This window comes from Bacillus sp. SD127, from assembly GCF_058566445.1.
In genome coordinates this window covers 1,576,254-1,603,092 of record NZ_CP191226.1, presented here as the reverse complement: position 1 = coordinate 1,603,092, position 26,839 = coordinate 1,576,254, and the positions used below count along the sequence as shown (strand labels likewise).

General features: G+C 42.9%; 32 protein-coding genes and 2 pseudogenes. 8 read left to right on the top strand and 26 right to left on the bottom strand.

The window, feature by feature from the left end:
- Positions 1–2: 2 nt before the first annotated feature.
- The 6 genes from hrcA to gpr all read right to left on the bottom strand — a co-directional run bounded on the left by hrcA (position 3) and on the right by gpr (position 7,008).
- Positions 3–1,034: a heat-inducible transcriptional repressor HrcA gene (gene hrcA / locus ACQVGS_RS08260; RefSeq protein ID WP_024122104.1), complete on the bottom strand. Its 1,032-nt coding sequence runs from the start codon at positions 1,032–1,034 to the stop codon at positions 3–5.
- Positions 1,035–1,114: 80 nt separating this feature from the next.
- Positions 1,115–2,254 (bottom strand): radical SAM family heme chaperone HemW, encoded by a 1,140-nt coding sequence (gene hemW, locus ACQVGS_RS08255; protein WP_101864550.1) that lies wholly within the window; start codon positions 2,252–2,254, stop codon positions 1,115–1,117.
- A gap of 55 nt (positions 2,255–2,309) precedes the next feature.
- Positions 2,310–4,145: a translation elongation factor 4 gene (gene lepA / locus ACQVGS_RS08250; protein ID WP_044154493.1), complete on the bottom strand. Its 1,836-nt coding sequence runs from the start codon at positions 4,143–4,145 to the stop codon at positions 2,310–2,312.
- A 133-nt stretch (positions 4,146–4,278) separates the two neighbouring features.
- Entirely contained in the window at positions 4,279–4,617 is a 339-nt protein-coding gene (locus ACQVGS_RS08245) for a YqxA family protein (RefSeq protein ID WP_105953578.1), read from the bottom strand.
- A gap of 16 nt (positions 4,618–4,633) precedes the next feature.
- Positions 4,634–5,839, bottom strand: coding sequence for a spore autolysin SpoIIP (gene spoIIP / locus ACQVGS_RS08240; protein WP_101861061.1), 1,206 nt, complete (start codon positions 5,837–5,839; stop codon positions 4,634–4,636).
- A gap of 62 nt (positions 5,840–5,901) precedes the next feature.
- Positions 5,902–7,008: a GPR endopeptidase gene (gpr, locus tag ACQVGS_RS08235; RefSeq protein ID WP_044154490.1), complete on the bottom strand. Its 1,107-nt coding sequence runs from the start codon at positions 7,006–7,008 to the stop codon at positions 5,902–5,904.
- A gap of 203 nt (positions 7,009–7,211) precedes the next feature.
- On the opposite strand from gpr, the gene rpsT reads away from it, so the two are divergent.
- Positions 7,212–7,478 carry a 30S ribosomal protein S20 gene (rpsT, locus tag ACQVGS_RS08230; protein ID WP_010335003.1) on the top strand — a complete coding sequence of 89 codons (267 nt, stop codon included), beginning with the start codon at positions 7,212–7,214 and terminating at the stop codon, positions 7,476–7,478.
- A 14-nt stretch (positions 7,479–7,492) separates the two neighbouring features.
- On the opposite strand, the gene holA is transcribed toward rpsT, so the two are convergent.
- Positions 7,493–8,536, bottom strand: coding sequence for a DNA polymerase III subunit delta (gene holA, locus ACQVGS_RS08225; RefSeq protein ID WP_106020122.1), 1,044 nt, complete (start codon positions 8,534–8,536; stop codon positions 7,493–7,495).
- Between the two features lie 39 nt (positions 8,537–8,575).
- Positions 8,576–8,725: a hypothetical protein gene (locus ACQVGS_RS08220; RefSeq protein ID WP_003229985.1), complete on the bottom strand. Its 150-nt coding sequence runs from the start codon at positions 8,723–8,725 to the stop codon at positions 8,576–8,578.
- Between the two features lie 40 nt (positions 8,726–8,765).
- Between ACQVGS_RS08220 and ACQVGS_RS08215 the strand changes: the two genes are divergently transcribed.
- Entirely contained in the window at positions 8,766–8,900 is a 135-nt protein-coding gene (locus ACQVGS_RS08215; protein WP_010335005.1) for a YqzM family protein, read from the top strand.
- Positions 8,901–8,938: 38 nt separating this feature from the next.
- Here the strand turns inward: ACQVGS_RS08215 and ACQVGS_RS08210 are convergent, their stop codons facing one another.
- The 3 genes from ACQVGS_RS08210 to ACQVGS_RS08200 form a co-directional block, all read right to left on the bottom strand.
- Positions 8,939–11,269 carry a DNA internalization-related competence protein ComEC/Rec2 gene (locus ACQVGS_RS08210; protein ID WP_491831788.1) on the bottom strand — a complete coding sequence of 777 codons (2,331 nt, stop codon included), beginning with the start codon at positions 11,267–11,269 and terminating at the stop codon, positions 8,939–8,941.
- 3 nt (positions 11,270–11,272) lie between these two features.
- On the bottom strand, positions 11,273–11,842 hold the full coding sequence (locus ACQVGS_RS08205) for a ComE operon protein 2 (RefSeq protein WP_010335007.1): 570 nt from the start codon (positions 11,840–11,842) through the stop codon (positions 11,273–11,275).
- A gap of 66 nt (positions 11,843–11,908) precedes the next feature.
- On the bottom strand, positions 11,909–12,526 hold the full coding sequence (locus tag ACQVGS_RS08200) for a helix-hairpin-helix domain-containing protein (protein WP_106020123.1): 618 nt from the start codon (positions 12,524–12,526) through the stop codon (positions 11,909–11,911).
- A gap of 83 nt (positions 12,527–12,609) precedes the next feature.
- Here ACQVGS_RS08200 and comER point away from each other — a divergent pair, with 83 nt between their 5' ends.
- Positions 12,610–13,431 (top strand): late competence protein ComER, encoded by an 822-nt coding sequence (gene comER / locus ACQVGS_RS08195; RefSeq protein WP_024122113.1) that lies wholly within the window; start codon positions 12,610–12,612, stop codon positions 13,429–13,431.
- A gap of 64 nt (positions 13,432–13,495) precedes the next feature.
- Here comER and ACQVGS_RS08190 read toward each other — a convergent pair whose 3' ends face one another.
- From ACQVGS_RS08190 to ACQVGS_RS08155, 8 genes are read right to left on the bottom strand one after another with little or no spacing between them, the layout of a single operon-like run.
- Positions 13,496–14,239 (bottom strand): class I SAM-dependent DNA methyltransferase, encoded by a 744-nt coding sequence (locus ACQVGS_RS08190; RefSeq protein WP_106020124.1) that lies wholly within the window; start codon positions 14,237–14,239, stop codon positions 13,496–13,498.
- The gene (gene rsfS, locus ACQVGS_RS08185) at positions 14,236–14,592 is read right to left on the bottom strand and encodes a ribosome silencing factor (RefSeq protein WP_024122115.1); all 357 of its coding nucleotides are present in this window, start codon (positions 14,590–14,592) and stop codon (positions 14,236–14,238) included. Before rsfS ends, ACQVGS_RS08190 begins: the two co-directional genes overlap by 4 nt.
- Positions 14,593–14,609: 17 nt before the next feature.
- Positions 14,610–15,170, bottom strand: coding sequence for a bis(5'-nucleosyl)-tetraphosphatase (symmetrical) YqeK (gene yqeK, locus ACQVGS_RS08180; protein ID WP_106020125.1), 561 nt, complete (start codon positions 15,168–15,170; stop codon positions 14,610–14,612).
- The gene (locus ACQVGS_RS08175; protein WP_010335014.1) at positions 15,160–15,729 is read right to left on the bottom strand and encodes a nicotinate-nucleotide adenylyltransferase; all 570 of its coding nucleotides are present in this window, start codon (positions 15,727–15,729) and stop codon (positions 15,160–15,162) included. Before ACQVGS_RS08175 ends, yqeK begins: the two co-directional genes overlap by 11 nt.
- Before the next feature lie 10 nt (positions 15,730–15,739).
- Positions 15,740–16,030, bottom strand: a complete 291-nt coding sequence (gene yhbY, locus ACQVGS_RS08170) for a ribosome assembly RNA-binding protein YhbY (RefSeq protein WP_106020126.1) — start codon at positions 16,028–16,030, stop codon at positions 15,740–15,742.
- Positions 16,030–16,866 carry a shikimate dehydrogenase gene (aroE, locus tag ACQVGS_RS08165; protein ID WP_038954228.1) on the bottom strand — a complete coding sequence of 279 codons (837 nt, stop codon included), beginning with the start codon at positions 16,864–16,866 and terminating at the stop codon, positions 16,030–16,032. The genes yhbY and aroE overlap by 1 nt, the downstream gene beginning before the upstream one ends.
- Positions 16,867–16,884: 18 nt before the next feature.
- Entirely contained in the window at positions 16,885–17,985 is a 1,101-nt protein-coding gene (gene yqeH / locus ACQVGS_RS08160; RefSeq protein ID WP_024122119.1) for a ribosome biogenesis GTPase YqeH, read from the bottom strand.
- Positions 17,986–17,987: 2 nt separating this feature from the next.
- Positions 17,988–18,506: a YqeG family HAD IIIA-type phosphatase gene (locus tag ACQVGS_RS08155; RefSeq protein WP_003226126.1), complete on the bottom strand. Its 519-nt coding sequence runs from the start codon at positions 18,504–18,506 to the stop codon at positions 17,988–17,990.
- 361 nt (positions 18,507–18,867) lie between these two features.
- On the opposite strand from ACQVGS_RS08155, the gene ACQVGS_RS08150 reads away from it, so the two are divergent.
- Positions 18,868–19,008, top strand: coding sequence for a sporulation histidine kinase inhibitor Sda (locus ACQVGS_RS08150; RefSeq protein ID WP_003226124.1), 141 nt, complete (start codon positions 18,868–18,870; stop codon positions 19,006–19,008).
- Between the two features lie 137 nt (positions 19,009–19,145).
- Here ACQVGS_RS08150 and ACQVGS_RS08145 read toward each other — a convergent pair whose 3' ends face one another.
- The 3 genes from ACQVGS_RS08145 to ACQVGS_RS08135 all read right to left on the bottom strand — a co-directional run bounded on the left by ACQVGS_RS08145 (position 19,146) and on the right by ACQVGS_RS08135 (position 21,088).
- Complete coding sequence (locus ACQVGS_RS08145) at positions 19,146–19,280, bottom strand: hypothetical protein (protein WP_010335019.1); 135 nt, start codon at positions 19,278–19,280, stop codon at positions 19,146–19,148.
- Positions 19,281–19,357: 77 nt separating this feature from the next.
- A complete protein-coding gene (locus tag ACQVGS_RS08140) occupies positions 19,358–20,089 on the bottom strand; it encodes an SGNH/GDSL hydrolase family protein (RefSeq protein ID WP_105953571.1) in 732 nt (243 codons plus the stop codon).
- 246 nt (positions 20,090–20,335) lie between these two features.
- Positions 20,336–21,088, bottom strand: a complete 753-nt coding sequence (locus ACQVGS_RS08135; protein ID WP_127696751.1) for a peptidoglycan recognition protein family protein — start codon at positions 21,086–21,088, stop codon at positions 20,336–20,338.
- A gap of 194 nt (positions 21,089–21,282) precedes the next feature.
- Between ACQVGS_RS08135 and ACQVGS_RS08130 the strand changes: the two genes are divergently transcribed.
- Entirely contained in the window at positions 21,283–21,909 is a 627-nt protein-coding gene (locus ACQVGS_RS08130; RefSeq protein ID WP_151175159.1) for a TVP38/TMEM64 family protein, read from the top strand.
- Between the two features lie 21 nt (positions 21,910–21,930).
- Here ACQVGS_RS08130 and gnd read toward each other — a convergent pair whose 3' ends face one another.
- A complete protein-coding gene (gnd, locus tag ACQVGS_RS08125; protein ID WP_491831361.1) occupies positions 21,931–22,824 on the bottom strand; it encodes a phosphogluconate dehydrogenase (NAD(+)-dependent, decarboxylating) in 894 nt (297 codons plus the stop codon).
- A gap of 320 nt (positions 22,825–23,144) precedes the next feature.
- Here gnd and ACQVGS_RS08120 point away from each other — a divergent pair, with 320 nt between their 5' ends.
- Positions 23,145–23,873: a YqeB family protein gene (locus ACQVGS_RS08120; RefSeq protein ID WP_106020129.1), complete on the top strand. Its 729-nt coding sequence runs from the start codon at positions 23,145–23,147 to the stop codon at positions 23,871–23,873.
- Positions 23,874–23,906: 33 nt separating this feature from the next.
- On the opposite strand, the gene nucB is transcribed toward ACQVGS_RS08120, so the two are convergent.
- Complete coding sequence (nucB, locus tag ACQVGS_RS08115) at positions 23,907–24,332, bottom strand: sporulation-specific Dnase NucB (RefSeq protein WP_095713328.1); 426 nt, start codon at positions 24,330–24,332, stop codon at positions 23,907–23,909.
- 176 nt (positions 24,333–24,508) lie between these two features.
- Here nucB and sigK point away from each other — a divergent pair, with 176 nt between their 5' ends.
- Positions 24,509–25,237, top strand: a complete 729-nt coding sequence (sigK, locus tag ACQVGS_RS08110) for an RNA polymerase sporulation sigma factor SigK (RefSeq protein WP_174754429.1) — start codon at positions 24,509–24,511, stop codon at positions 25,235–25,237.
- Positions 25,237–25,347 (top strand): annotated as a pseudogene (locus ACQVGS_RS08105) (hypothetical protein); the annotation flags it as partial. The gene sigK and the pseudogene ACQVGS_RS08105, both read left to right, overlap by 1 nt.
- Before the next feature lie 132 nt (positions 25,348–25,479).
- Here the strand turns inward: ACQVGS_RS08105 and ACQVGS_RS08100 are convergent.
- Positions 25,480–25,639: pseudogene (locus ACQVGS_RS08100) on the bottom strand (recombinase family protein); the annotation flags it as partial.
- Positions 25,640–26,263: 624 nt separating this feature from the next.
- On the bottom strand, positions 26,264–26,821 hold the full coding sequence (locus ACQVGS_RS08095; protein WP_101861070.1) for a helix-turn-helix domain-containing protein: 558 nt from the start codon (positions 26,819–26,821) through the stop codon (positions 26,264–26,266).
- Positions 26,822–26,839: the final 18 nt, after the last annotated feature.

The window sequence follows — 26,839 nt, the reverse complement described above, 5'->3', positions numbered from 1 at the left end:
CCTTACTCATCATACAAACTTGTTAATGCTTTTGACAAGTCTGAAGTCACATGCTGAAGCAGACTGACCACCCGTGAATAATTCATACGGGTTGGTCCGATGATCGCAATTGAGCCTATTTGCTTCTTATCTACTGAATAAGAGGCTGTAATCAGGCTGCAGTTTTCCATCTCTTCATAGTCATTTTCTTTTCCGATTTTAATCGAAATGCCTGTATCTGAAGATTGGACGAGCTTCAAGACGTCCTGCTCCTTTTCGATTAGAGAAAGCAGCGACCGCACTCTGCCGATATCATGGAATTCGGGCTGGTTCAGCATATTGATTTTCCCGCCGAAAAACAATTTTTCAACGTGACTTGTCGAATGAAATGTTGAGCGCAGCGCTTCAAGGATGTTGTCGTAGTTCTTAATGTGCTGCCTTAAGTACATGACAACTTCTTTAAAAATGCGTTCATTCAGTTCATCCATCGGAACACCGGTTAAACGGTCGTTCAGTATATTTACCAGCTTTTCAATATCAGACAGATCCATTTTGGTTGGAAAATTAATCGTTTTATTTTCCACATGCCCCGTATTGGTTACGAGAATGGCTACCGCTTTATCGGGCTGAATCGGTATGATTTGAATCTGTTTAAGATAATTCTCGCTCAACTTCGGCCCGAGTACGATAGACGTATAATTCGTAAGATCGGACAAAATTTTTGCTGATTTTTGAACTGTCTTTTCCAGCTCGAATATTTTTTCTTTGAAGATCGAGTGGATTTGGTCTAGGTCGGTTTTTGTCAGTTTGACGGGCGACAGCAAATGATCAACATAATACCGGTACCCTTTTTCCGACGGAACACGTCCTGAGGAAGAGTGGGTTTTCTCAATAAAGCCCAGCTCCTCCAAGTCAGCCATCTCGTTTCTTATTGTTGCAGAGCTAAATGTGATTTCATCTTTTTTCGAAAGAGTTCTAGATCCGACCGGCTGCGCCGATTTAATAAAATCGTTGATTATGACCTGAAGGATCAGCAGCTGACGATTTGTTAACATCATCATCACCTCTGTTAGCACTCTCAACAAGCGAGTGCTAAATCTATAACAAAAGTATCAAACCACAAGAAAAATGTCAATTATAACTCACCCAAAAAAGCGCCAAAAACTTCATTACCCAATAATTTTCCCTGATGAGTCAAACAAACGGCAGATTCTGTGTTAAGAATCAGTTCCTTTTCAGACAGCTCTTTTAAAACGCCGGGAAACAGTTTATCAAGAGAACGACCGTATTTCTCTTCAAACCGTTTTTTGCTGACTCCGGATGTTTTTCTTAATCCTAAAAACATCTCTTCTTCAATTTGTTCTTCCATCGTCACTTCATGTGTATCGCGATAAGGAAAACCTTTTTCAGCTATCAGGTCAATGTAATGCTTAACAGGTCCGACGTTTACCGTTCGAATTCCGCCGATATACCCGTGGGCTCCTGCTCCGAAACCGAAATATTCCTCGTTGCTCCAGTACGTCAGATTGTGCTGAGATTCCATGCCTTGCTTTGCAAAATTGCTGATTTCATATTGATGAATACCGGCAGCTTCCATCCGGCTCATCACCGTTTCGTACATTTCGGCTTCTTGTTCCTGCGCCGGCAGATGAAGCCGCCCTTTTTGCATCAAATTATAAAATACCGTTTTCGGTTCTACAATGAGAGAGTAAACGGAATAATGCTCTGCGTTCAGGGATAAAGCAGTTTTTAAAGAATGATCCAGATGTTTAAGCGTTTGTCCGGGAAGACCGAACATCAAATCGAGACTGATATTTTCAAAACCAATTTCCCTTGCACGTTCAAAAGAGGCAAATACGTCTTTTTGTTTATGCACCCGTCCGATTTTTTCTAGAAGGTCGTCTTCGAATGTTTGCACACCGAAGCTTAAACGATTAACGCCCGCTTCCTTGAGTATTTTCAGTTTTTCTGCCGATAGGTCGTCCGGGTTCGCCTCAACAGCGAATTCTTTTAAAGTGTCTGCAGGCTTCAGCACACGGCTGACCATGTCCATCAATTTTTTGAGCTGGTCCTCTGAGAGGGATGTCGGCGTGCCTCCTCCGATAAAAATCGTATCCAAATCAGGCTGCCCCGTTTTTTCTATCGTATTTATCATTTCCTTCTCGAGTGCGTTTAAATACTCGCCGACGGGCTGGCTTTGAATAAAATATTTATTGAAATCGCAGTAGTGGCAAATATGCTCACAAAATGGAATATGGATATAAGCTGATTTCAATGTATTCACCTTCTTTACAGAAAGAAGCCGCAGTACAGGACTGCGGCGGCTTCTATTATTTTTTCGGACTGTCGTCCATTTTCAGGACCGCCATAAATGCTTCTTGCGGCACTTCAACTGAGCCGACCTGCTTCATTCGGCGTTTTCCTTCTTTTTGTTTTTCAAGAAGCTTCCGTTTCCGCGAGATGTCTCCGCCGTAACATTTAGCCAATACGTTTTTACGCATCGCTTTAATGGTAGAGCGGGCCACGATTTTTTGGCCGATCGCCGCTTGAATCGGTACTTCAAAGTGCTGGCGCGGAATGAGCTCTTTCAGTTTTTCTACAATTACTTTTCCGCGTTCGTACGCGTAATCGCGATGCACGATAAATGAAAGGGCGTCGATTTTTTCTCCGTTCAGCATAATGTCCATCTTGACAAGTTTAGACGGTTTGTAGCCGATCAGTTCGTAATCAAAGGACGCGTAGCCTTTTGTGCTTGATTTCAGCTGATCAAAAAACTCATAGACGATTTCCGCTAATGGCATGTCATAGACAATGCTGACACGATTTGCGTCTAAATATTGCATGTCGATAAAATTGCCGCGTTTTCCTTGGCAAAGCTCCATCACCGCACCGACATAATCGTTCGGCACCATCATTGTCGCTTTTACATACGGCTCCTCGATTCTTTCGATCTTTTGTGGGTCAGGCATGTTGGACGGGTTGTCGACAACAACCTTTTCGCCGTCTGTCATATACACATCATAGATAACACTCGGTGCCGTTGTGATCAGGTCGATTTTAAACTCACGCTCAATCCGCTCCTGGATGATTTCCATGTGAAGCATACCTAAAAATCCGCAGCGGAAACCGAATCCGAGCGCTTGGGATGTCTCTGCTTCATATTGAAGCGATGAGTCATTCAGTTCAAGCTTCTCAAGAGCTTCCCTTAAATCGTTGTATTTGGCCGTATCGATCGGATACAAACCGCAATACACCATCGGGTTCAGCTTGCGATATCCAGGCAACGCTTCGGCAGCCTGATTGGCCGCGCTTGTTATCGTGTCACCGACGCGTGTGTCACCGACATTTTTGATCGCAGCAGTTAAAAAGCCTACATCGCCGACGGTCAGTTCATCTGTCGGAGTTGCTTTCGGCGTGAACACACCGACTTCTGTCACTTCAAACTCTTTGCCGGTTGCCATCATTTTGATTTTTTGCCCCGGCTTTACCGTTCCTTCAACGACTCTGATATAAGCCACGACACCGCGGTAAGCGTCATAAAGCGAGTCGAAGATCAGCGCTTTAAGCGGCGCTTCTGGATCTCCGGTCGGAGCAGGCACCTTTTCCACGATCTGCTCTAATATCTCCTCAATCCCGATCCCGGCTTTTGCTGAAGCGAGCACGGCTTCCGATGCGTCAAGGCCGATGACGTCCTCCACCTCTTGGCGAACACGTTCCGGCTCTGCGCTTGGCAGATCGATTTTATTAATAACCGGAAGAATTTCAAGGTCATTATCAAGCGCCAAGTAAACGTTCGCAAGCGTCTGCGCTTCAATTCCTTGCGCCGCATCCACAACAAGTATCGCTCCTTCGCAGGCAGCAAGGCTTCGGGATACTTCATATGTGAAATCGACGTGTCCCGGTGTGTCAATCAGGTGGAAAATATATTCCTCTCCGTCTTTTGCTTTGTATTTAAGCTGAACAGAGTTTAATTTAATGGTGATGCCCCGTTCGCGTTCAAGATCCATAGAATCAAGCAATTGTTCTTTCATTTCTCGTTGAGTGATTGCCGACGTTTTTTCTAAAATACGATCCGCTAAGGTCGATTTTCCGTGGTCAATATGGGCGATGATGGAGAAATTCCGAATTCTCGACTGCCTCTCTAAACGCTTTTCTTTATCTGTCACAATCTATCACTCCTACTATTAAACGCAAAATACACTAGCTTAGATTATATCAATAGGATTGTAAAGATTCAATGTAAAACAAGAAAGAGAAAAGTTCCCTCTCATACTGGGGCTGCTTTTCTCTTTCAAGCACTTATTTTCTCATATCCCGTACCCATTCATACATCGATTGGGCTGTGTTGGTCACTGTGTCAGAAAGCGTTTTTCCGGCTTTAGAGAAAACGTTAAAGGTTTCCACCTGTTCCAGCTCTTTTTGTTTTTCTTCTAAATCTTTCGAGGTTACTGTTTCCCCTAAAACGGTCGCTTCTTTTTCATTATTTTCTCCGTCTGTGAGCGTAAACGCGCCTTTCAGTGAAGGATCATGATAGCCTTTCATGCTCAGCATGCCGTTATTCGCCTGCTGCATGCCGAACAGGACGCCTATAAACATCATCGCCACAAGAAGCAAGCATTTGCCAAGATATGCAATCAACTCGACCACCTATTTCTTATTGTTTTTTCGTCTCGCCGCTTTCAGCGTTAACCTTTTCAGCATCCCAGTACATTTCGCTGAATACGTCAGCGGTTGCGTCAGCCGCCCGCTGCAGCTCTTCGAGATTGTTGTCCACTCCGCCGAATTCAAGCAAAAGCGCTCTGTCGTTTAAGTCTTGGTTGTAAACTCCGTTATCGCCTGGTGAACCTTTAGAAAAGACCCCTGTGCTGAGTCCCGGGTATTTTTTCTCCATCAGCTTGTGAAGCTCACTTGCAATTTTGTAGTTTTCTTCGAAATTCTTACTTTTTTTGCCGACCACAAACGCTACCCGGGCATAGCTTTTCCCTTTAATGGTTGCCGTCGTATTTTTCTTGCGCCTGGAGTCTCTATGGATGTCAATGATATATTGCAGATTTTTGTTTGACGCAAGGGCTTCCTGTACGACCGGCCTTGATTCATCGTAGGATCTGGCATAATTCAACCCTTTTTTGCTCAGTTTTGCCTGTATATCCGTTTTATTAACTGTGGCTCCGATACCTTGAGATTGCAGCGCTTTTCCGAACATGTCCCCCACGAGGGTGACGTTTGCTTTAGAATGACGCGCCATATCGGGGTCGGTCTCACCTTTTAATAACGGGAGATAAGATTCTGTATTGTGCGTGTGATAGATAAAGACAACCTTCTTATCGCCGGTTGTTTGTTTTGGCGGGTCTTTTTTCGTATTGTCTGTTTGCGTCTGCTGTTTTTCAATCTCCGCCAAATTCGCTTCTCTTTCTTCCTGCATCACCTTTGAAGGCGGCGGGGATTCCGACGGCATGTTTGTATAATCGGTGCCTTGTCCCGCTAAAAGAATCTCTGTGTCAAATTGCGCAAACCCAGGCAGCTCGCGTCCAAGAAAACTTCGCGGATCTTCGAGATTAATACTTGTCGCCAGCTTTAAAGAAAGACGTGATAGATGAAATGAGCTGTCGGTTTGAGAAAGGTCAGAAGCGAAATAATGGTTTTCCATCCGCAGCAAGTGTGCAAATACGTCACCCGGCAGTTCGTCGGCAATCCCGTAAAAAGAGTCAGACGAAGGCCTGAGTTCCGGCCGGAGAGACGTCAGCACACCAGATAAAACAAAAATCACTACTAGGCATGCGATAAATAGAAAGATCGCCTTTATCGCTTTCCCGCCATTCACCGCAACAACAATTTGTCTGTTTCTGCGTTTATTTCTCATTGAATCCCTCCAGCGCTTGTCTAGTAATTACTCTATGAACAAGCTAGAGGAAGTAGAACCGTTTAGTGATTATAGGAGCCTTTGTTTTCTTGAGACACCTTTTCATGAAGCGCTGTATTTAATCCGTTTGCCAGCACATTTGCCATATCGTCAATAAATGAATCGACTTCCTTCGGCGTGACCATCAAATTATGGCCCAGAGGCGCCAGCACCTCATGAATGAGCTGCCGCTTTTCGTTTTCTTCAAGAGTCCCGACAATGCCGAGAAACGATTGACGCTGTTTTGGGTCGGGAAGATCCTCTTCAGTAAGCACTTTCTTTTTCCCAAACGTCATTCCCGCCGGAACAAGCGATCTCGACGGACTGTCATCTCTCATTTCTCTGCCAAAATGCTTTAATATGTAGTCAACCGTATCGCTGGCAATTGTTACCGCGTCAACGACTGTCGGTACACCGATTGCAATGACAGGTACGCCTAGGGTGTCCTTGCTCAAGTCTTTGCGTTTATTTCCAACGCCTGACCCCGGGTGAATTCCTGTATCTGATATTTGAATGGTTGTGTTGACCCTTTCTACCGCACGCGCCGCAAGTGCATCAATAGCAATCACAAAATCAGGTTTTGACTGTTCGATTACCCCTTTAATAATGTCGCTTGTTTCAATGCCTGTAATTCCCATGACACCAGGAGCAAATGCGCTGACAGGCCTGTAGCCCTCCTGCACATTTTCAGGCTGGAGTTTAAATAAATGTCTTGTCACCAATAGATTTTCTACAGCCATCGGACCGAGCGCATCAGGTGTCACGTTCCAGTTGCCGAGGCCGACAATTAAACAGCTCGCATCCTTTGAGATTTTAAGGCTTTCCAGAAAGGCTGAGAATTCTTCCGCAAATACAGCAGAGACTTTCTCTTGCATTTCCGAGTCATTTTCTCTGATCCCTTGGGCCTCAATTGTTAAATAACGTCCTTCTTTTTTTCCTGAAAGCTCAGCGCCTTCCTTCGTGATATCAACAGTGCGGATTTTTATTCCGCCATGATCGCGTTCTTTTTCGATAAAACCTTTTATCTCTTTTGCAGGCACAGCCTGCTGATTAGCCATGGCTTCCTTCGTTTCAACCGCTAAATCCGTACGTACCAAATACTGATTTACATCCAGCTCACTCTTTTTCATACAGGGCCTCCTTCGATATTCAGTATCCATATTGTTTCCATTTATAAAATGAATCATGCTTAAAAGCATTCCTTCAATGAAAAATACTTTACATTTATATTGCAATCTAAAGGTGTGTTTGATAGAATACAATTTGTTCTATTGTGAAGAAGATTTAACCTTAAGACACTGTGCTACAGGTTGTATCTTAGGAGGTGAAACACATGCCAAACATTAAATCAGCGATTAAACGTACAAAAACTAATAACGAACGCCGCGCTCATAACGCGACAATCAAATCTGCTATGCGTACTGCAATCAAACAAGTTGAAGCTTCTGTTGCAAACAACGAAGCTGACAAAGCGAAAACTGCTCTTACTGAAGCAGCTAAACGTATTGATAAAGCAGTGAAAACAGGTCTTGTACACAAAAATGCCGCAGCTCGATACAAATCAAGACTAGCGAAAAAAGTGAACGGACTTTCTGCATAAAACAAAAACGATCCTCATAATTGAGGATCGTTTTTTTCATTTCTTTTTAACAGCTGCAAGAGAAAAAGCTCTAGTAAAAGCTGCTTGTCCTTTTTCCCGGTTTTCATCTCATAGTCCATAACGGCAAGCTGTTCAATAATAGACCGGAGCTCGGCTTCTGAAAAAAGCCTTGCTTGATCCATCGCCAGCTTTATCCGGAATGGATGCACCTTTAAATTAGAAGCAATCTGTTTTTGTCCGTACCCTTGTTCCGCGAAATATTTCGTCTGCAGGATCAGCCGGAACTGGTTCGATATAAGAGCCATAATTTTGATCGGTTCTTCATTTTGTTTGAGCAAGTCATAAAAAATTTGCAGACTCTCAGTTCGTTTCCGATTGACGATTTTATTAATCAGTTCAAAGATATTTTGTTCCAGGCTTCTCGCTACAAGCATTTTTACATCATCCAGCGTAATTTCTTCACGGTCTCCAATAAACGTGCAGAGTTTCTGAATCTCCTGAAAAAGGGATGACAGATGCCCGTTTACAAGCAAAACCAAATGCTCTGCCGCCTCGGTGCCGATCGTTTTCTGCTCGGTTCTCGCCAGATTGATCGTAAAGTCTGTCGTTTCCTTCGCGTTTAATTCCTTTGCCTCCATCATGAACGCCTGTTTTTTTAGCGCTTTGGTCAGTTTTTTCCGCTCATCCAGTTTTTCATAAGGCGCAAGCAGAACAAAGACCGTGTATGGTGCCGGTGATTGTATATACGATTCAAGCGCACTGACGTTGTGCTCAACTTTTTCTTTCTTTTTCTCACCCGTTAAAAAATATGGATTTTTCACAATGACAAGGCGCCGCTCCCCCATAAACGGGAACGTTTCAGCGTCGGCAATCGCCTGATCAAGCGGGTCTTCTTCCAAATCAAAAACAGACAGGTTGAAATCTTTCGTCTCTTGATCAATCACCGTCTGTCTGATCCTGCTGACGGTTTCCTGGAGCAGATACGTCTCTTTTCCGTATAAACAATAAACCGGATGGACATCTCCTTTTTTCAGGCTTTTCCACACATCAAATACCATTGTTGTACGACTTCCTCTCTTTCATCATCCCCTTCTATCCTAAATTGAGTTTGCAAAATAGTAAAGAGGAAGCCTGACAGCTGCTTCCCCATTTATATTAAACGCCTGTTCGCAAGCCCCCGGGACAGCTTGTAAAAAGGCGATAATCACCAGAACAGAAAACGTTACCTTAGCTTCTAGATTTTTCAAAACGATTCCATTATACTTAAGTCAGTCAGGGGGGATGAAATTGAATGATTTTGAAAAAAACGTTCAAAGCAAACGAAATGATGCTGTAGATTCAGCGGTTGGTTTTGTTGTGTCCTTCGGATTTTTCGCCTTATTGTTTGTCATGGCAACGGTTATTCACCTGGTTGGTTCATAACACGACTGCCCGGGCTGCTGATTTCTCGGCAGTCTTTTTTAATTCGTCTCTGTCATATCTGATGTATCATATGGAGGATAAACAGAAAAGGTTCCAGATCCGCTTTTGTACGTGTATTGGATCGTGCCGCTTTGATCAGTGCGCAGCACACGGATGAATCGGCTCTTTAACAATTGAAGAACTTCTTGATGCGGATGATGGTACCTATTGTTTTCACCCGCTGAGATGACCGCCGTTTTGGGCTGAAGCTGTTTGATGAATTCTTCACCGGTCGAGCCCTTGCTTCCATGATGCCCCACCTTTAACACATCCGCTTTTATATTTGGGAACACATCGATAACCTCCTGTTCCCCCTCTTTTTCCAGATCACCCGTCAGGAGCCAGCTGATCCTGCCTGTTTTCATCCATAGAACGAGAGAAGAATTATTTTTACTTGCCGGATCAGGCGTTTCCGGTGACAGCACATGAAACTGTAAGTCCTTTATTTGCAATACATCACCCCGCTTCACCTCTTCAATTGCCACACCCTCCTGTCTGGCAGTCCGCAGCACTTTCTCATCATGAGGTTCGGAAACAAACCCTTTCGGAATGATGAGACGCTTCACTTTATGATGCTTCAGCAAAACCTCTGCCTCTCCGATATGGTCTTGATCTGCGTGCGTCAGTATCAGCGCATCAAGCTGCTTGATGCCCTTTGCCGTTAAAAAAGGGATCAGCACCTTTTCCCCCAGTGAAAAAGGATGCTGTTTTTCCCGCCAAGGCTCTGACGAATAAGACAAAGTGCCTCCCGTATCAATTAAAACACGGCCTTTCTGATACGGTGCACTGACAAACATACTGTCACCTTGTCCGATATCAATCATATCTACTTCTCCCTCGGAACTAACATAAGGAAAAACAAAGAGCAGGATAAGCGTTGCACAAAAAAGGCCTGTGGACACTGTCAGCCGGGGAAATGAGGGTTTCTCAATACTCATAAGCAATATGATGACAGTGAGCGTGAATAAGAGAAGAAGAGCAGGTGCAGGGCGAGAGATGATGATTGTGAATATTTCTATATCAGCGATTTTAGTGATCAGTCTGTTGATCCAGGTCATCATTACATCAAACCAATAGAACAGAAATTGACCGACGGATGCTGAAAAAAATAATAGAATAACTCCTATAATAGCAGCCGGTAAAATACAGAATGTATAAAAAGGCACCAACACCATATTCATCGGAATGCTAATGATAGGAAACTGCTGAAAATGATACAGAAGAATGGGTAGTGAGCCTAGCTGGGCAATAACAGATACAATCGTCAGCTGTCCCAGACTCGTTTTGATATGCTGAAAAATAGACGATGAGAGAATTAAAGAAAAACTGACCGCAAATGAAAGCTGAAATCCAGCTTCAAAAAGGTAGTAGGGATTAAAAAGCAAGAGGACAATATACGAAAGACAGATTACCCCGGCAGAATTCACCCGCTGCTGAAAAAGGCTTCCCGCTAAGCAGATGCCGGACATCAGAGCAGCTCGGAGAACAGAGGGCGCTGCACCTGTCAAAATAACATAGATCGGCAGAAACAAAAGCAAGAGGATTGACGCATTTTCTCTTGTTATGCCCAGACGGATCATTGCGTAAAATAGGCCTGCTGTCAAAATTCCGATATGGAGTCCTGAGATGGCTAACAGATGGACAACACCTAGACTTTGGTAAGCATTAAGCACATCGTCATCTAAATAAGATCTTTCACCTACTGTAAGCGCCTGTACGATTCCTGCTGAATCTGGCGGAAGCTGTGTGTTCGTGAATGATACGATGTATTTTCTCAAACTGAGAAGCTTATACCGGACACCTGAAGGCTCGCTGCAATTTCCAATAGATGTGACAGAATAGCTCCAATGAATATGCTGCCGGTAAAGATACTGTTGATAATCAAATGTTCCCGGCACTGTTGCTTGTTTTGGCTTCTCCAAAGCACCAGTCAATTCGCATGCCATACCCGGCTCTAGATGTGACAGTTTGTCTTTTTCAGCTAAAGACTGAATCCGATAAGAGGCAGCCCATTTTTCGCCATCGGGCGTCTTGATCAGCATAGACATCCGATCCCCTTCAATTTTAGGAATACTATGAATAACCGCCTTGAAGTGATAGCTCCCCTGCTGATACGAAGAAGTATTTTGAGAATCTGTGATCTTAAACAGGGCAAAATTGAGTACAAAAGAGAATAAACAAACAAAAATGAGTGGAGCGTGCCTTGTTTTGGTTGACACAATAAGAAGAGAGAGGAAGAAGAGAAAGACAGCGGAGAAATAAGAGGCGGCAGCAATTCCAGCCGTTGCTGAAGCTGCCGCCAAAGGCAATAATAGACGCGAATTCCGCATCAATCACACATAACTCGTAAAAAGTTTATTAGCCTGTTCATGTATTTTCTTCAAATCTTCCTCTGCAAGACCGGCATCCGCTAATTTTTCTAAAAGCCCTGCTACAAATGAAAGCTTTTCTCTATTTTTCAGATCAACGATCATTTCATCGAGTTCAACCTGTTCAACCGTAACGCCTGATTGCTCAAATAGCTCCTGGGCATACGGATGTGTTTTATAATCCTCAGCGTAATATACTGTTTTGATACCGGCTTGAATGATAGACTTACAGCATTGAATACACGGATAGTGCGTGACATATATCTCCGCTCCATCTGTCGGCACTCCAAATTTAGAGCATTGAAGAATCGCATTCATTTCCGCGTGAATCGTTCTCGCGCAATGATCGTCTATCATTAAGCATCCTTCGTCCGCGCAATGTACGCCGCCTGCGATTGATCCGTTATAGCCTCCTGCAATCATGCGTTTATCTCTGACAATGGTAGCGCCGACAGACAATCTCGGGCAGGTGCTGCGCAGTGCCAGTAAATGGCTTTGAGCCATAAAATATTGGTTCCATGAAATTCGTTCCACGTTGTTCCCTCCAAATGTTGTGTTGCCTGTTCTTTAGTTTACCTATCATCATGCATGACCGTCAATTCACTTTACTGTAATGGAAGACTTTATTTTTTCAAAAGATTTTTCGCCAATTCCCGAAACCTTTGTGATATCTTCGATTGTCTGGAAACGCCCGTTCTCTTCCCGATACGCAATAATCGCTTCGGCTTTTGAAGGTCCTACTCCCGAAATGTTTTGTAAATCCTCTAATGTTGCTGTGTTGATATTGACCAATGTCTCCTTCCCCTTACTGCTTTGTACAGCGCCGCCGGCCGCTTGCTGTGCCGCCTCTTCTCCCTCACTCGGTATGTACACCACTGTACCGTCCTGTAAAAGTTCCGCCAAATTCACTTGCGTTTCATCTGCTTTTTCACCAATGCCGCCTGCTTTCTCAATAGCCTGCGATACTCTGTCTCCCGTATGCATTTCATAAACGCCGGGATGCTTAACAGCGCCTTTTATATCAATTACAATATTTTCTTCAGCTTTGTCTTTTGTTGCTTCCTGCTTGACCTCCGCATTTCCCTTTTCACTAGATATAACTTGTTTTACAGGCTCTTTGTTATGTCCGCTGAAAAAAAACTGGCAAAGAACTGCAATGAGAACAGCAGCAGCGCCCGCTGACATGATTATCGTTTTATGTTGATTCAACCAATTCAACTTGCATGCACCCCGCTTTCGTCATATTTTGTTTCTTTATCACATATGGTTTAGAGGATAATAGCTCAAAGGAGGGGAAATCATTGAAGATTGGCTTTATCGGCACTGGAAATATGGGTACGATCCTTATAGAATCATTTATTGAATCACAAGCAGCCGATCCCTCAAACATCACAATCACAAACCGCACAATTGAAAAAGCGTTGAAGATAAAAAACCGCTACAACAGCTTAAACGTAACAGAGAGCCTTGAAAAACTTGTTGCAGAAAATGAGATCATTTTCATCTGTGTAAAGCCGCTTGATATATATCCATTATTGTCAAGGGCAGTCCCTTATTTAACAAAGGATCACATTCTCATTTCAATTACAAGCCCGCTTCAGACTGATCAGCTGGAACAGTATGTGCCATGTCAAGTGGCACGAGTTATCCCGAGTATTACAAACCGGGCGCTTGCTGGCGTTTCTCTTGTCACCTTCGGTAAAAGCTGCGGGGAGGCAGCAAAAACAAAAATCAACGAGCTGATGAAGCACATTTCTAATCCGCTGCAAATTGAAAGTGACATCACAAGAGTAGCGTCAGATATCGTAAGCTGCGGACCCGCTTTTATGAGCTATCTGGTTCAGCGGTTTATAGATGCAGCCGTTACGGAAACGTCAGTGTCTAAACAGGACGCTATACTCATGTGTAAAGAAATGCTTGTCGGGCTGGGGAAACTGTTAGAAACCGAATTGTATACCCTTCCTGCATTACAGGAAAAAGTTTGCGTAAAAGGCGGCGTGACAGGAGAAGGCATTAAAGCACTCGAAAGCGGTGTACAGGATATGTTTCATCGGGTGTTTCAAAATACGCATTTGAAGTACGAAGAGGATATTTCCGCGGTGAAGAAGCAGTTTCATGTGTAAACGAGTATGTCATAGCCTTCTGTTGTATGCAAAAGGGTAAAAAGGCATTTTAAAAACCATCGTCTTAGTAAACGATGGTTTTTGATTTCTGTGCTTTAAAGAACAGGCGCTCAGATTGTGGTGACGGCGCTGAATCGGTAAAATCAGCGGTAACCTTATGAAGCTGAAAGCCGCAGCTTGCCAGCATTTCTTCGTATTCATCCACTCGGAACGTTCTTTGCTCATGTGTTTCGTCGAGGCGGTCGTACGCCTCTCCGTTCCAAACAAAAAACGACATATCATGAATGGCGGAAAGCTCTTCACTTCCGGCAAAGCTTTGCCAAATATAGCTGATATCTTCGTCCTGATCAGCAAACGTGCTCCCAGGAAAAACCTCGGTTATTTTATACGGTGAATGAACATCAAACAGCAATATGCCGTCCGGCTTCAGCACCTGAAATACACTTTTAAAGGTATTCATTACGTCATTTTTCGTTTTTAAATAATTCAAGGAGTCACAGCAGATCACAACCGCGTCAAACTGGCCTTCAAATCCGGTAATCTCTCTCATGTCCTGCTGAAGGAAAAGAATCGGCTGTTTAGCTGGTACTTTTTGCTGGGCGTAAGAAAGCATTTCTTCACTGAGATCAATCCCGGTGACTTCAAAGCCTTTTTCGGCAAGCCGGATTGAAATTTCTCCGGTGCCGCATGCCAAATCGAGAATACGGCCTTTTTCCGGTAGAGATGCTTCAATCCACTTTGTCCATTTGTCGTAAGGTGCGTGAGACATTAACTCGTCATACACGCTTGCAAAGCCTTGGTAAATCATTGGTTCATTCCAAGTTCCAGGTCTGCGAGCGGAGCGTCTCCCCACAGTTTTTCTAGGTTGTAATAGCTTCTTTCATCCTTATGAAACACATGGGCAATGACATCCCCAAGGTCAACTAATACCCATCTTGCTTCATCGAAGCCTTCCATCTTTTTGACTTCAATGCCGTTTTCTTCAGCCTGGTCCTTGATTTCACGCGCAATGGCCTGCACTTGTTTGTCTGAATTACCGTGGCAGATCAGAAAATAATCCGCAACCAGAGAAATTCCTTCCATATCTAGTGCTAAAATATCCTCTGCCCGCTTATCGTCGCAAGCCGCAGCTGCAATCTTTAAAATGGACGTTTGATTCATTCACATATTCCTCCTGTTCATTTGCCAGACACAAGCCAGTTATAAGTTAAACATGTATCTGGGAAAACCTGTTGATTTTTTTTCATTAGAAAAATCATTGTATTTTTGATCGACTGAATCAACGCTTGATTCAAATCCGTTTCTGCAAGTTCACGCACCTCATCGACACCGGGAAATTTACGGCCTGGTTCAATATAATCAGCAACGTAAATGACTTTTTCCAAAAGCGTCATGCCCGGACGCCCAGAGGTATGATATCTGATCGCGTCAAGAATATCTTCGTCATGAATTCCCGCTTCTCTCTGGACTAGGTAAGCGCCGACCGGAGCATGCCACAGTTCCGGGTTGTGATCCAACAGATGCGCGGGCATTTTTTCTCTGGCTATAATTTGTTTCATTTCTTCTTTCGGGCGGAATTTGGCGTAATCATGAAAGATAGCCGCCGTTTCCGCTTTTTTGGAGTCGGCGCCAAAGCGCTCCGCAAGTTCAATCGCCGTGTTCATTACGCCAATTGTATGGATATATCGGTGCTCGGTCAATTGCTGCTTGACGCAGGCAAGTGCCTTCTCACGATTCATATAAACCATTCTCCTCTACATACTTCTTCACTTTATCAGGGATTAAGTAGTCAGTGGGCTTCTTGCTTTTAAACCGTTCCCTTATCATAGTCGATGATACCTCAAACTCCGGAACGTCTGCAAAGAGAAGCGGATAAGGGGTTTCAACATGAAAACCGGGGCGCTTTACTCCGATAAATTGAATAAGGTTCAGCAGCTCGTCCAGCTTATACCATTTCGGCAGGTATTCAATCATGTCAGCACCGATAATAAAGAAAAGCTGATCATTCGGATATCGCTGCTTTAGTAAAGAAACGGTATCAAAGGTATATGACGGCCCTTCTCTTTCCATTTCAGCCAGCTGCAGCTTAAAGGATGGATTAGACTGAATAGCAAGCTTCAGCATTTCCACCCGATGAGTGCTGTCTGTATAGTCTTCATCCTGTTTATGCGGAGGAATTTGATTGGGCATAAACCAAATTTCGTCGAGCTCCGCCTGATACAGCACCTCATTCGCCATTAAAAGGTGACCGTTATGCGGAGGATCAAACGTGCCTCCGAAAATTCCGATTTTCTTCATTTCAACCACCTTAAGGAAGCTCGATTTGTTTATTTTCCTTTGATTCCTTATATAAAACAATCGTATTGCCGATCATCTGAACCAACTGTGCGCGGCTTCCTTTTACAAGAGCTTCCGCAACATCATTTTTATCGTCTTCGCAGTTTTGAAGAACGCTGATTTTAATCAGCTCTCTCGCTTCAAGCGCTTCAGAAATTTGTTTAATCATGTTGTCATTGACTCCGCCCTTTCCTACTTGAAAAATCGGGCTTAAATGGTGCGCTTTTGAACGCAAGAAACGTTTTTGTTTTCCTGTTAACATTATTTCCCTCCTAATTTCCCTACTACAATAGATCTCATTTTTTCAACATCAGGCTCATGTCCCGTCCATAAGCGGAAAGACAATGCCGCCTGCTCAACAAACATGCCGACTCCATCCAGTGTTTTCAGACCTTTTTGCTTTGCTTCTTTTAATAGTGAAGTCTGAATCGGATTATACACGATATCGCAAACAACCGCACTGCTTGCAGCACGCTGCAATGAAAGCGGAATATCTTCCACGTTTGGATACATGCCTACAGATGTTGTATGGATAATTACATCATACTGCTCAAGCCGTTCTTCTGCTTCTTTTATGCTTAACACTTCTACATTGCGGAACGAGGGAGCAGATTCTGCGAGCTGTTTGGCTTTTTCTATCGTTCGGTTGCAAATATCAAACTTTTCCGGATTGTCGCGGACGATCGTTGTAAAAATCGCTCTGGCTGCCCCGCCCGCGCCGATCATTAAGAAAGACAGTTCGGAGACTGGTTTGTCCAAAATTCTCATTAAAGATTTCACAAAGCCTTCTCCGTCTGTATTATATCCGACAAGCTTGTCTCCTTCTCTTCTGACAGTGTTAACGGCACCAAGCACTTTTGCGCTCTCATCAATATGATCGAGATGATCCATGATGGAAACCTTGTGCGGAACAGTCACATTGATGCCTTGTACACCAAGAGCTCTTATCCCTTTTACCGCATCTTCCAGACGATTCTCTTCCACCTTAAATGCATGGTAGTGTCCGTCCAAACCAAGATCCTTCAAAGCCGCATTATGGATATCCGGCGACATGGAATGCGCAATCGGATTTCCGATAACCCCGTACAGCTTCTTCATACTCCTCTCCCCTTTTTGTTAAATTAATGAGCGCCGAACAAATACGTGAACGCCTTTTGGCGCATAAGCCGTTATTTTTTTATTCGCGTCATGCACCGTTACCCAGCCTAACCCAGAGAAAACGATATCTGTCTTTTGCTCTTTCATCGTAAACGTATGGGCAACCAGCTCTGGAAACTCATCCATATCATCTTTTCCCGGCGGTGTGAGCAATTCTCCTGCGTGCTTTTCATAAAGCGCGTCTGCATTTTCCAGTTTCGTTCTGTGAATCATTAATTCATTCGGCATATAGCAGACAAAGGCAGCTCTTTCACCTGAAACATAATCAAACCTTGCCAGTCCGCCGAAATACAGCGTTTGCTGATCGTTTAGCTGGAATGTGCGCGGCTTCAGTTCCTTTTTGGGCGAGAGTACTTTTAAATCCTTTTTGTTTACATAGTGCGCCATTTGATGGTGATTGATGATTCCCGGTGTATCATAAAGCGCAGAGCCGTCATCTAGCGGAATTTCAATAGCATCAAGAGTTGTGCCCGGGAATTGGGATGTCGTGATAATGTTGTCTTCACCTGACACTTCTTTAATAATCCGGTTAATGAACGTTGATTTCCCTACATTGGTACAGCCGACAACGTAAACATCCTTACCGTTACGGTAATGCTCAATCGCATCAATGACTTCTCTGATTCCCTGGCCGCGTCCCGCACTGACCAAAAATACGTCAATCGGTTTTAAGCCAAGCTCTTTCGCCTCGCGCTTCATCCACTGGATCAGCCGTTCTCTTTTGAGCGATTTAGGCAGAATATCTGCCTTGTTTCCGACTAACAATATAGGATTGCCTCCGACTAAGCGCTGCAATCCATTAATCCAGCTGCCGTTAAAATCGAAAATATCAACAATTTTAACAACGAGAGAATCCGTTTCTCCAATTCCATGAAGGATGTTTAAAAAGTCATCATCCGTTAAGGAAACGTCTTGTATTTCATTGTAGTTTTTCAGTCTGAAGCAGCGCTGGCAAATCACACTTTCTTTAGAAAGCGAAGCCGGCGGAGCGTATCCCAGACCATTTTTGTCTTCGGTTTGGATTGTGACTCCGCAGCCGATACAAACAACCTTTTCCATTCTTACTCCTCCCACTGAATGTGCCCTTTTCGTTTGAGAGCACTCAGTATTCTGCGTTCGACCTGGCGGTTAAAGCGCGTAATAAAGCCATCCGAGGAAGCGACAGGCACGACCAGGATCGTATGGTAGCCGTTACGGTTCCCGCCGAGTACATCAGTCAGCAGCTGGTCTCCGATGACAACACAGTCCTCTTTTTTCAGCTCCATATTACGCACTGCTCTATTAAAAGCTTTGCCCATCGGTTTTCTTGCTTTATAGATGAATGGTATGCCGAGCGGTTCCGAGAAAAGTTTTACTCTTCGCTCATTATTATTAGAGACAATCGTCACTTTAATGCCGTGCTCTTTCATTTCTTCAAACCACTCGATCAATCGTGGTGTCGCGTTTGGTCTGTCCCATTCAACAAGTGTATTATCCAGGTCAGTGATAATTCCTTTTACATTTCGTTCCTTTAATTTTTCAGGTGTAATATGAAAAATATTTTTAACAAACTCGTCAGGTAAAAAAAACTTTTTTAACAAAACCCGCACCCTTCCCTTTTCTTTCTCTTAAAATTCATGTCGAAAAAAATCGAACTTGCGCTTAAAGAAAAACTGAGCAAAAAAATTTCGACAAAAATTGGGTTTCTTCACCAGGTGTGGATAAATTTACACACACTATCCACTCTTATTACATCACTCTTTAGACAAATTATAAACACGATACTCACAAGTTATCCACTTTTTGGTGTGGATAACAGAACGATTGTTCTTATATGCAATTCATGGTAGATTAAAGATAATCTTCAGCTTCAGATGAACGCAACCTATAAATGTATGTCACAAAGTCATGAATGATTCCAACTATGAAGGAGGTGTCTCTCCCATTAATTGGGTTCCTAGCATGAGAAAATTGTCTGATGAATTATTAATAGAATCTTATTTCAAAGCCACCGAAATGAATTTAAACCGTGACTTTATCGAGTTAATCGAAAACGAAATAAAAAGAAGATCGCTCGGACATATTATTTCCGTATCTTCTTAATAGGAATTTGTCTATTTTTTCCGGGCGTATTTCCTTTTTTTACTCAGATGACTGATATTATATCACTTCAGTTACGCGCTTTACTACTGTTTTCAGCAAAAAACACCCCTAAAAAGAGGTGTTTCCAGGGCTGGATTTCATGTGAACCAATACACTCCGCCCACAATCAGGAGAACAACAATCAAAACAACGATAAAAGCGTATCCGTATGCTCTGCTTGCGCCATATGGCCAGCCGCCGAAAGGATACGTGTATAAATAACCGCTGTACATGTGAAGCGCGCCTCCTTAAAAATGTTTCTATAACAGCCTATGTAGGAGAAATAAAACGGCTTAGGTCTTTGTCCGGATCAGCGCTTCAGGACCTGCCCATCTTGTATTCCTTCATAAACTATCCTTGCCCCTTTAGGTGTCATATGATTGCCTGAAGGATCTATCAAGCCGGATTGGATAAGTGCTTCATCAGTAGCTTTTCCGCCGTCTGCTTCTATAAAGTGCTTCCAGTTGTCTACGAGAGGCACATTCATATGTTTCGCGACATCTCTTGTAATATCATTGTATGAGTTATGCCACTTTCTCGCCCCGCCTTTTGATTCAAAAGCAGCCGCTTTATACCTGGAATAGTAAAAGAGGTGATGCTTCCCGTTTCCTTCAATAATAGGGATACACGTCATTAAAACAGGCTTGATGCCGTGTTTTCTGCTTTCTTTTATAAAGTAAACCAGATTCTCTCTGAAACGCAGCTTTGACACTCTTGGCTTTCCTTCAGCCAGAATCCCAGCGTCATTAGTGCCAAACATAATAAAAAGATGCTTAGGTTTTTGATCGAGTACATCTGTTTGAAACCGTAAACGGGCATCTTCAGTCGTTTGTCCTCCAATTCCTGCGTTGAGGATATCAAGATTCCCGCGTTCAGCCGTTTTTAAAATATTGACCCACTGCTGCGCTTTTGGATAGTCACGATAATCCCAATTAGAGCCGCGTGTATTGCTGTCACCAAATGCTACCACGTCTTCGTATCCCTTTCCTTCACATCCTGCTGTAACGAACAGCAGAAGGAAAAGGATGAACATATACTTCATCTTTACACCCCCAAAAGCTTCATCTTTATGTTATACCTCTGTTCTGTTTCATTCAACGCAGAGTTTTTTCGTTATAGCGTTCTCTCTATTGTTAACGTGTCCCTCTCAACTAAAATCATTCTATTTCCAGTAAGGGATGAGATATCTATTTCAGTTCCCGACTTTTTCTGCGAAAAAACACTTCAAAGAGTTGAATGCAATAACCTGCTTCCGCCAGAGGAAACAGGCTACTGATTACCTCTGCATTTATTTTAATTTCGCTTTAAGCTTGGCCTTTGTTTTTGGTCCGTAGATACCATCAGCTTTTAATCCATTCATCAGCTGAAAACGTTTCACGGCATTTGCTGTTTTCGGTCCATAAATGCCGTCAATACCGTTATTCTTCGCGCCTTTATCGGGGTAAAAATGAAGGGCGGCTAAAGCCTTTTGCAGCTGAAGAACTTTAGTGCCTTTTCTATAAGGCGCAGTGAGTTTTATTACTCCTGAAGGCAGAGGATAAGATTTGGGTGATTCTTTAGATGGCGTATCAGAGGAAGAAATTCCGTTTTTGAAAGCACTCCATTGATGTAAGAGTTTGCGGGGACATTCTTTTCCAGACCATTTTTTGTGGGGAACAACACGATCCAGCGAAATATTGTGATCCTTCATTAATTTTTTGATCAGCCACTGCGCATTAGCTACTGCTTTGTCAAAATCGCCGTCTGCATTTTCACAGATTTCAATCCCGATTGATTTGCGATTCCCTGTCCCATTGGTGCCGTCGCCAGCATGCCACCCGTTTTCAGTAAGAGGAAGATGCTGATAGATGTCTGAATCGTCTACTGTAAAATGCCAGCTGACAGATGTACTTGGGTTTTTCACATAATCAGCGTGCATTTTTGCATCGGCACCTTTGGCGGTATTTGCTGTATTGTGCACGGTAATATATACAGGTGTCATCGCATAGCCGGGACGGTTATCGTTTGATTTTGGTATAGAATCCTTTTTTATCGCTACCATTTCTATCCCTCCCTACTATTAAAGAATGCAGCAACAAGAGAAATGGACAGCCTATTTTACTAGATAAAAAAGAATTGTATTTCCCCCCACTCGTATTACAGTTGAACCACCGAAACGGTACAAGTTATACTAACGTAGATGCCGGAGATTCTGCCTCCTGACATCGCCACAAGTGTTGGGAGTGGATAATTGATATGTTAAAAAAGACTTTAGGTATAATCTTGATCATCGCCGTTATTGCAGTCGGGTCCTATCAGAAAGAAGCTTGGCTTGATGCTATAAAAGCAGGCGGATTGATCTCCGTTTTATGTAGTATGCTGCTGATAGCCGCCGACGTCTTTTTCCCGATTGTGCCGTTTGCAATCATTGCAGCTTTAAATGGCGCTGTGTTCGGAATTGCAAATGGTGTTTGGATTACACTGGCCGGTTCAATGCTCGGCACGATATTGCTGTTTTTTCTCGCGAGGTACAGCTTTCGAGATTGGGCCAGAAAAAAAATAAAAGCTTATCCTGCTATACAAGGCTACGAGGCTTCATTCGATAAAAATGCGTTTACTGCAGTTTTATTGGGAAGGCTTATCCCTGTTATCCCTTCTCTAGTCATGAACGTTGTATGCGGACTAAGCAGTGTTCGGTGGCATGTTTTTTTCTTCGCCTCTTTAATAGGAAAAATTCCGAACATTTTAGTTGTTACCATTGCCGGCGCCAATTTCTCCAGCAACAAATTATTATCTTTCAGTATTTACGGGGCCTACGTTCTGATCCTGATGCTAATCATATATATAAAGTTTCCTCATCTGGTGAAAGCGTCAAAAAAATAAGGGCGGCCCGCTTCGCCCCCCTTACTTTTTTTCTGCTGCATGTCCTCCAAATTCATTACGGAGCGCAGCAACGACCTTTCCTGTAAACGTATCGTCTGTTAACGAACGGTATCTCATCAAGAGCGACATCGCGATCACCGGAGCTGCTGTCTGCAGATCTAGTGCCGTTTCCACTGTCCATTTCCCTTCCCCTGAGGAATGCATGACGCCTTTGATCTGATCCAGCCTCGCGTCTTTAGAAAAAGCTCGCTCAGTCAGCCCCATAAGCCACGACCTTATGACAGAGCCATGATTCCATACCCTTGCGACTTTCTCATAGTCAAATTCAAACGGACTGTTTTCCAGCACTTCAAATCCTTCACCAATGGCAGCCATCATTCCGTACTCAATGCCATTATGAATCATTTTCAAAAAGTGGCCGCTGCCCGCTTCTCCGGCATATAAATATCCATTTTCTACAGCAGTATCCCGAAACAGCGGCTCCGCGATACGCCATGCTTCCGGATCTCCTCCAACCATATAACAAGCCCCGTGACGCGCCCCCTCCATACCGCCCGAAGTTCCGGCGTCGAGATAATGAAGACCGGCTTCTTTCATTTGATTGTAGCGCCGGATCGATTCTTTATAATGAGAATTTCCAGCCTCAATGATAATATCCCCTTCGTTTAATAACGGTGCCACATCACTCAGTACAGTATCTACAACGCCATGCGGCACCATCATCCACAGAATTCGCGGCGTATCTAAAAATGAAATCAATTCTTTTATATTTGTTGTCCCCTCAGCCCCATAAGATATCAGTTCATCAACAGCCGCTTGATTCACGTCATAACCGATTGCTTGATGATTGCGGTCGATCAATTGCTTTCCTATGTTTATGCCCATTTTCCCTAAGCCGATCAATCCTATTTTCATGTGAGTTCCTCCTGGTTGTCTAAACTCTAAAGCCATTACTCTTTATGTTCCCTGTGAACTGCTATGTGATACGTCCTGTTTTCTCAAATAAAAAACAAAAGCGGGCCGCGATCAGCAAGAGTGATTCCTTTTATCCCCAGTAACTTACTGCTCCGTGTTATATCGTTTCTGTATAATCTTTATCATAAAGAAGGCTTGATAATCATTTGGCGGCTTCATGTATGACAGCAAAAATCGCGGAAACATTCTTGATTTCCTCTCTATTTAAGTTAAAATATGGGAAGGGAATTCAACTTATTTCTAGCTAAGAAGGTGAAAACTTGCAGGATCAAACACAAACTATAATTGGAATTACGAAAACCGCGAAATGTTTATTATACGTTACATTTGCAATCATCGGTCTTCTCATAGGTTATTTTTTTCATCAGCTTGCGAAATGGGCATTATCTCTGCCCTGGATTCCATTAGAAGGCCCTCTTCGGCTTGTTGCCTCTTTTCACGGATCACCGGTGAAGTTTATCACCGCGCTGCTTGGCCTGATTGCCGGTATATGGTTCGCTCATTCAATCATGAAATTGCTATTAACTGTACACATTACAGACGACTCCGTGGAATTAATGAAAGGCAAGCATGTTCAAACGATCAACTCCGGAGACATTGCTCTGGTATTTATTGATCATAAACGGCTTGTCCTCTTAGGAACAGACGGATATGAACTGGCACGTGAAGAAATAGATGAAAAACCTAAAATCATTGAACAGGCCTTTAAAAAGCACCATTACGTGTGGTCGGCTGAAGGAGACCCGTTTAAAGATAAATTTAGACGATGGGTACCTGAATCACCCGATCTCTCTCCAAGCGCTCATGCTATATTGAAGGCTCGTCAGAAAGCACTGAAAGAAGAGGAAACAGACGACATTGAAGATTTCCGTCTTGAACTCGCAAAGATCGGAATTGTTGTACGTGAAGAAGGAACACGCCAGTATTGGCGAGAAACAGAATCGTATCCTCCTCAGGAGAATCAGCCTAGCGGCAAAATAGGATCATAGCAAAAGAGGCTCAGAATTGAGCCTCTTCTTTTATCACTGAACAATAAACAACACTTTGGTGCCATCTGGATAACTGCTCATTTGATTTCCTACCCATGAACCGGCGCCGCGATTATCAGAAGGCGTTACATATCGGACATCGGCTCCGGCACCTCCTTCTTCACAAACTGCCATCGGCCATTCATCCCGATCGTAGCCAGGCTTCGTCGGAATTCCTTTTAATGATTCCTCCCGCCTTTTGTCCGCTCCATCACGATCAATTGTACATATATCAGAATGTCCTTCGGCAATCGCATCTCTTATATGATCCCCGGTTTCCGGATAACGAGACAACGGAAAATATAAAACTTTGTCATATAAAGCAGCCCCCTTGACCTGTTGCGGAGCCGTCATATCCTTTCCCAATAAACCAAGAAAAACTGCTGCCGCCAGAAGAAGCATTGCCATCCATCTTTTCATCCTCATCCCCCCATACAGTTTCGTTCATTTAAATGTATGGGGGCAGCGTAAAGATTATTTTAAAAAACAAAACCTAAGCTCCCCATTGAGAAATTTCCCGGTACAGACACAGACAGCCTTCCGATCACATACATTGACATATAGGCTTTTGCCTACATAATCATGTGGAGGTGACGATGGTGACAGGTGTTTTCGCAGCGCTCGGTTTTGTAGTTAAAGAGCTTGTCTTTTTAGTATCTTACGTGAAAAACAATGCCTTTCCACAACCGCTCTCAAGCAGCGACGAAAAAAAATACTTAGAGCTCATGGCTAAAGGGGATGAACATGCCAGAAACATGCTGATTGAGCATAATCTTCGCTTGGTCGCCCATATTGTAAAAAAGTTTGAAAATACAGGTGAAGACGCAGAGGACTTAATCTCCATCGGAACAATCGGGCTGATCAAAGGAATTGAAAGCTATTCCGCCGGAAAAGGGACAAAACTGGCGACGTATGCTGCGCGATGTATTGAAAATGAAATCCTCATGCATTTGCGAGCATTGAAAAAAACAAAAAAAGATGTGTCCCTTCATGATCCGATCGGGCAGGATAAAGAAGGGAATGAAATAAGCCTGATCGATGTCCTAAAATCAGAAAATGAAGACGTGATTGATACGATTCAGCTCAATATGGAGCTTGAAAAAGTGAAGCAATACATTGACATTTTAGATGACCGTGAGAAGGAAGTGATTGTCGGGCGGTTTGGGCTTGATTTAAAGAAGGAAAAAACGCAGCGTGAGATTGCCAAAGAACTCGGTATTTCGCGCAGCTATGTATCTCGGATTGAGAAACGGGCGCTGATGAAGATGTTTCATGAGTTCTACCGGGCGGAAAAGGAAAAGCGGAAGAAAGCGAAGGGGAAATAATGCAGAAGAAGCCGGATCTAATATGCCGGCTTTCTCTTATTCATTTACATGCTTCTTTTAAAATTTTCGAAACTAATGGAGACAGAATATACGAAAGAGTCATGAAAATTTTTCCACCTAACCGCTTGTCTCACTATCTCAACTCGTCAGCACTGATAAGCTCAATGATCATTTACGAGAAAGACGTTCAGGACCTTAGCAAACTTAAGTCCTTTACTCGCATTCTCCCTCAAGCGATTCTAAGTCGGACGTTCTAAAAGCTCGTCAGAAAATCGTTCATGCCTCAGCACATCCTTAGTCCCTGCTTTCTTATGCAGTCCTCGATCTGGCTGTCAATACTCGATTCCTTGATCCCTTGATCGCTTGTTCCTCGGTTGATACCCTTACATATATTGCTATCACCCTGGATTTTCTTCCTATAACGTTTTATTAAATATTGATAGCAATCGTTAATGCATTTGCCAGCTTGCGTTCCCTCGATGATTATCACCTTCATAAAATGCATCACCCCTTGGGTAATGCTATGTAACAGCTGTTTGTCCAAATGAGGAGATTTTAAATTAAACTACAGTGTTATTAAACGTTTCAATGTATATGCAGAAAATAAAAAACACCGATAATTTGAAACAATCGATGTTTTGTTGAGACATTTCTACACTCCTTAGATCCTCAATAGGAGAGATTTTATTTTCTAATCAAAGCCTTAAATCAAAATTAGCTTATTATCGTTTACAAAGATTTATTCTCATTTTAAAAATGAAGTAGCGTTTTTATTGCCAGTTATTAATGCAATTTCAACAATACAAATTTTTGTTGAGGGGACTATTTAAGAAAACAGAAGTAGGGCAAAAATTAGAAGAAACCCTGGTATATAACAGAATACTGCCCCTATAGTAAATAAAAAAGCTACCACATTGGTAGCCTGATCTTAAATGAACTTGCTTTTCGAATTAAGATTATCCTCATACGGTAGGTATTAAAATAACCAGTGATAAACAAAAAATTCCTCTCTTGAAAAGTTTGAGCTTAAGGGCTTGTATAGGTTAAAGAAATCATTAAGTACACTTTTTCGTCTGAACGGTTTATGTACGTATGAATCTCTTCACCTTTAAATTTAATGACATCCCACTTGTTGAGTTGGTGTTTTTCCTCTCCAACTTTCATTTCCAATTGACCATTTAATACAAGTACGATTTCTTCAGATCCAGCCAAATGTGACTCACTGTACTCACTGTTTGGATCGATACATGCTCTATACCATTCAACCGTGCCAAGTGCCTTAAACAATGGGTTGATAAACCAATCATTATTTTGTCCCGCAAAGTGATGGGGAGGCACAAATCGGTGTACTTCAATTTCCTCTTCAAAAGTTAGTAAAGATGCTAATGGAATATTTAATCCTCTACATATTTTCCATAAGACATTTATTGTTGGGTTCGCTTCGCCTCTTTCAATTTTACCTAGAGTTAATTTACTGACATTGCTTAAGTTAGATAACTCTTCCAAGCTAATTTTTTTACTTCTTCGAATTCCTCTAAGTTTAATCCCTACCTGATTGGATAAGTCAATATTTTCTTCCTTCACTTTTTCACACCTTTCGCA

Excerpts from the sequence above, each read along its gene's own strand:
- hrcA (WP_024122104.1), bottom strand. The coding sequence starts at position 1,034 with ATGTTAACAAATCGTCAGCTGCTGATCCTTCAGGTCATAATCAACGAT.
- spoIIP (WP_101861061.1), bottom strand. The coding sequence starts at position 5,839 with ATGAGAAATAAACGCAGAAACAGACAAATTGTTGTTGCGGTGAATGGC.
- gpr (WP_044154490.1), bottom strand. The coding sequence starts at position 7,008 with ATGAAAAAGAGTGAGCTGGATGTAAATCAGTATTTGGTACGTACGGAT.
- rpsT (WP_010335003.1), top strand. The coding sequence starts at position 7,212 with ATGCCAAACATTAAATCAGCGATTAAACGTACAAAAACTAATAACGAA.
- holA (WP_106020122.1), bottom strand. The coding sequence starts at position 8,536 with ATGGTATTTGATGTGTGGAAAAGCCTGAAAAAAGGAGATGTCCATCCG.
- ACQVGS_RS08210 (WP_491831788.1), bottom strand. The coding sequence starts at position 11,269 with ATGCGGAATTCGCGTCTATTATTGCCTTTGGCGGCAGCTTCAGCAACG.
- ACQVGS_RS08190 (WP_106020124.1), bottom strand. The coding sequence starts at position 14,239 with ATGATTTACCAAGGCTTTGCAAGCGTGTATGACGAGTTAATGTCTCAC.
- rsfS (WP_024122115.1), bottom strand. The coding sequence starts at position 14,592 with ATGAATCAAACGTCCATTTTAAAGATTGCAGCTGCGGCTTGCGACGAT.
- yqeK (WP_106020125.1), bottom strand. The coding sequence starts at position 15,170 with ATGAATCGTGAGAAGGCACTTGCCTGCGTCAAGCAGCAATTGACCGAG.
- ACQVGS_RS08175 (WP_010335014.1), bottom strand. The coding sequence starts at position 15,729 with ATGAAGAAAATCGGAATTTTCGGAGGCACGTTTGATCCTCCGCATAAC.
- yhbY (WP_106020126.1), bottom strand. The coding sequence starts at position 16,030 with ATGTTAACAGGAAAACAAAAACGTTTCTTGCGTTCAAAAGCGCACCAT.
- aroE (WP_038954228.1), bottom strand. The coding sequence starts at position 16,866 with ATGAAGAAGCTGTACGGGGTTATCGGAAATCCGATTGCGCATTCCATG.
- yqeH (WP_024122119.1), bottom strand. The coding sequence starts at position 17,985 with ATGGAAAAGGTTGTTTGTATCGGCTGCGGAGTCACAATCCAAACCGAA.
- ACQVGS_RS08150 (WP_003226124.1), top strand. The coding sequence starts at position 18,868 with ATGAGAAAATTGTCTGATGAATTATTAATAGAATCTTATTTCAAAGCC.
- ACQVGS_RS08145 (WP_010335019.1), bottom strand. The coding sequence starts at position 19,280 with ATGTACAGCGGTTATTTATACACGTATCCTTTCGGCGGCTGGCCATAT.
- ACQVGS_RS08140 (WP_105953571.1), bottom strand. The coding sequence starts at position 20,089 with ATGAAGTATATGTTCATCCTTTTCCTTCTGCTGTTCGTTACAGCAGGA.
- ACQVGS_RS08135 (WP_127696751.1), bottom strand. The coding sequence starts at position 21,088 with ATGGTAGCGATAAAAAAGGATTCTATACCAAAATCAAACGATAACCGT.
- ACQVGS_RS08130 (WP_151175159.1), top strand. The coding sequence starts at position 21,283 with ATGTTAAAAAAGACTTTAGGTATAATCTTGATCATCGCCGTTATTGCA.
- gnd (WP_491831361.1), bottom strand. The coding sequence starts at position 22,824 with ATGAAAATAGGATTGATCGGCTTAGGGAAAATGGGCATAAACATAGGA.
- nucB (WP_095713328.1), bottom strand. The coding sequence starts at position 24,332 with ATGAAAAGATGGATGGCAATGCTTCTTCTGGCGGCAGCAGTTTTTCTT.
- sigK (WP_174754429.1), top strand. The coding sequence starts at position 24,509 with ATGGTGACAGGTGTTTTCGCAGCGCTCGGTTTTGTAGTTAAAGAGCTT.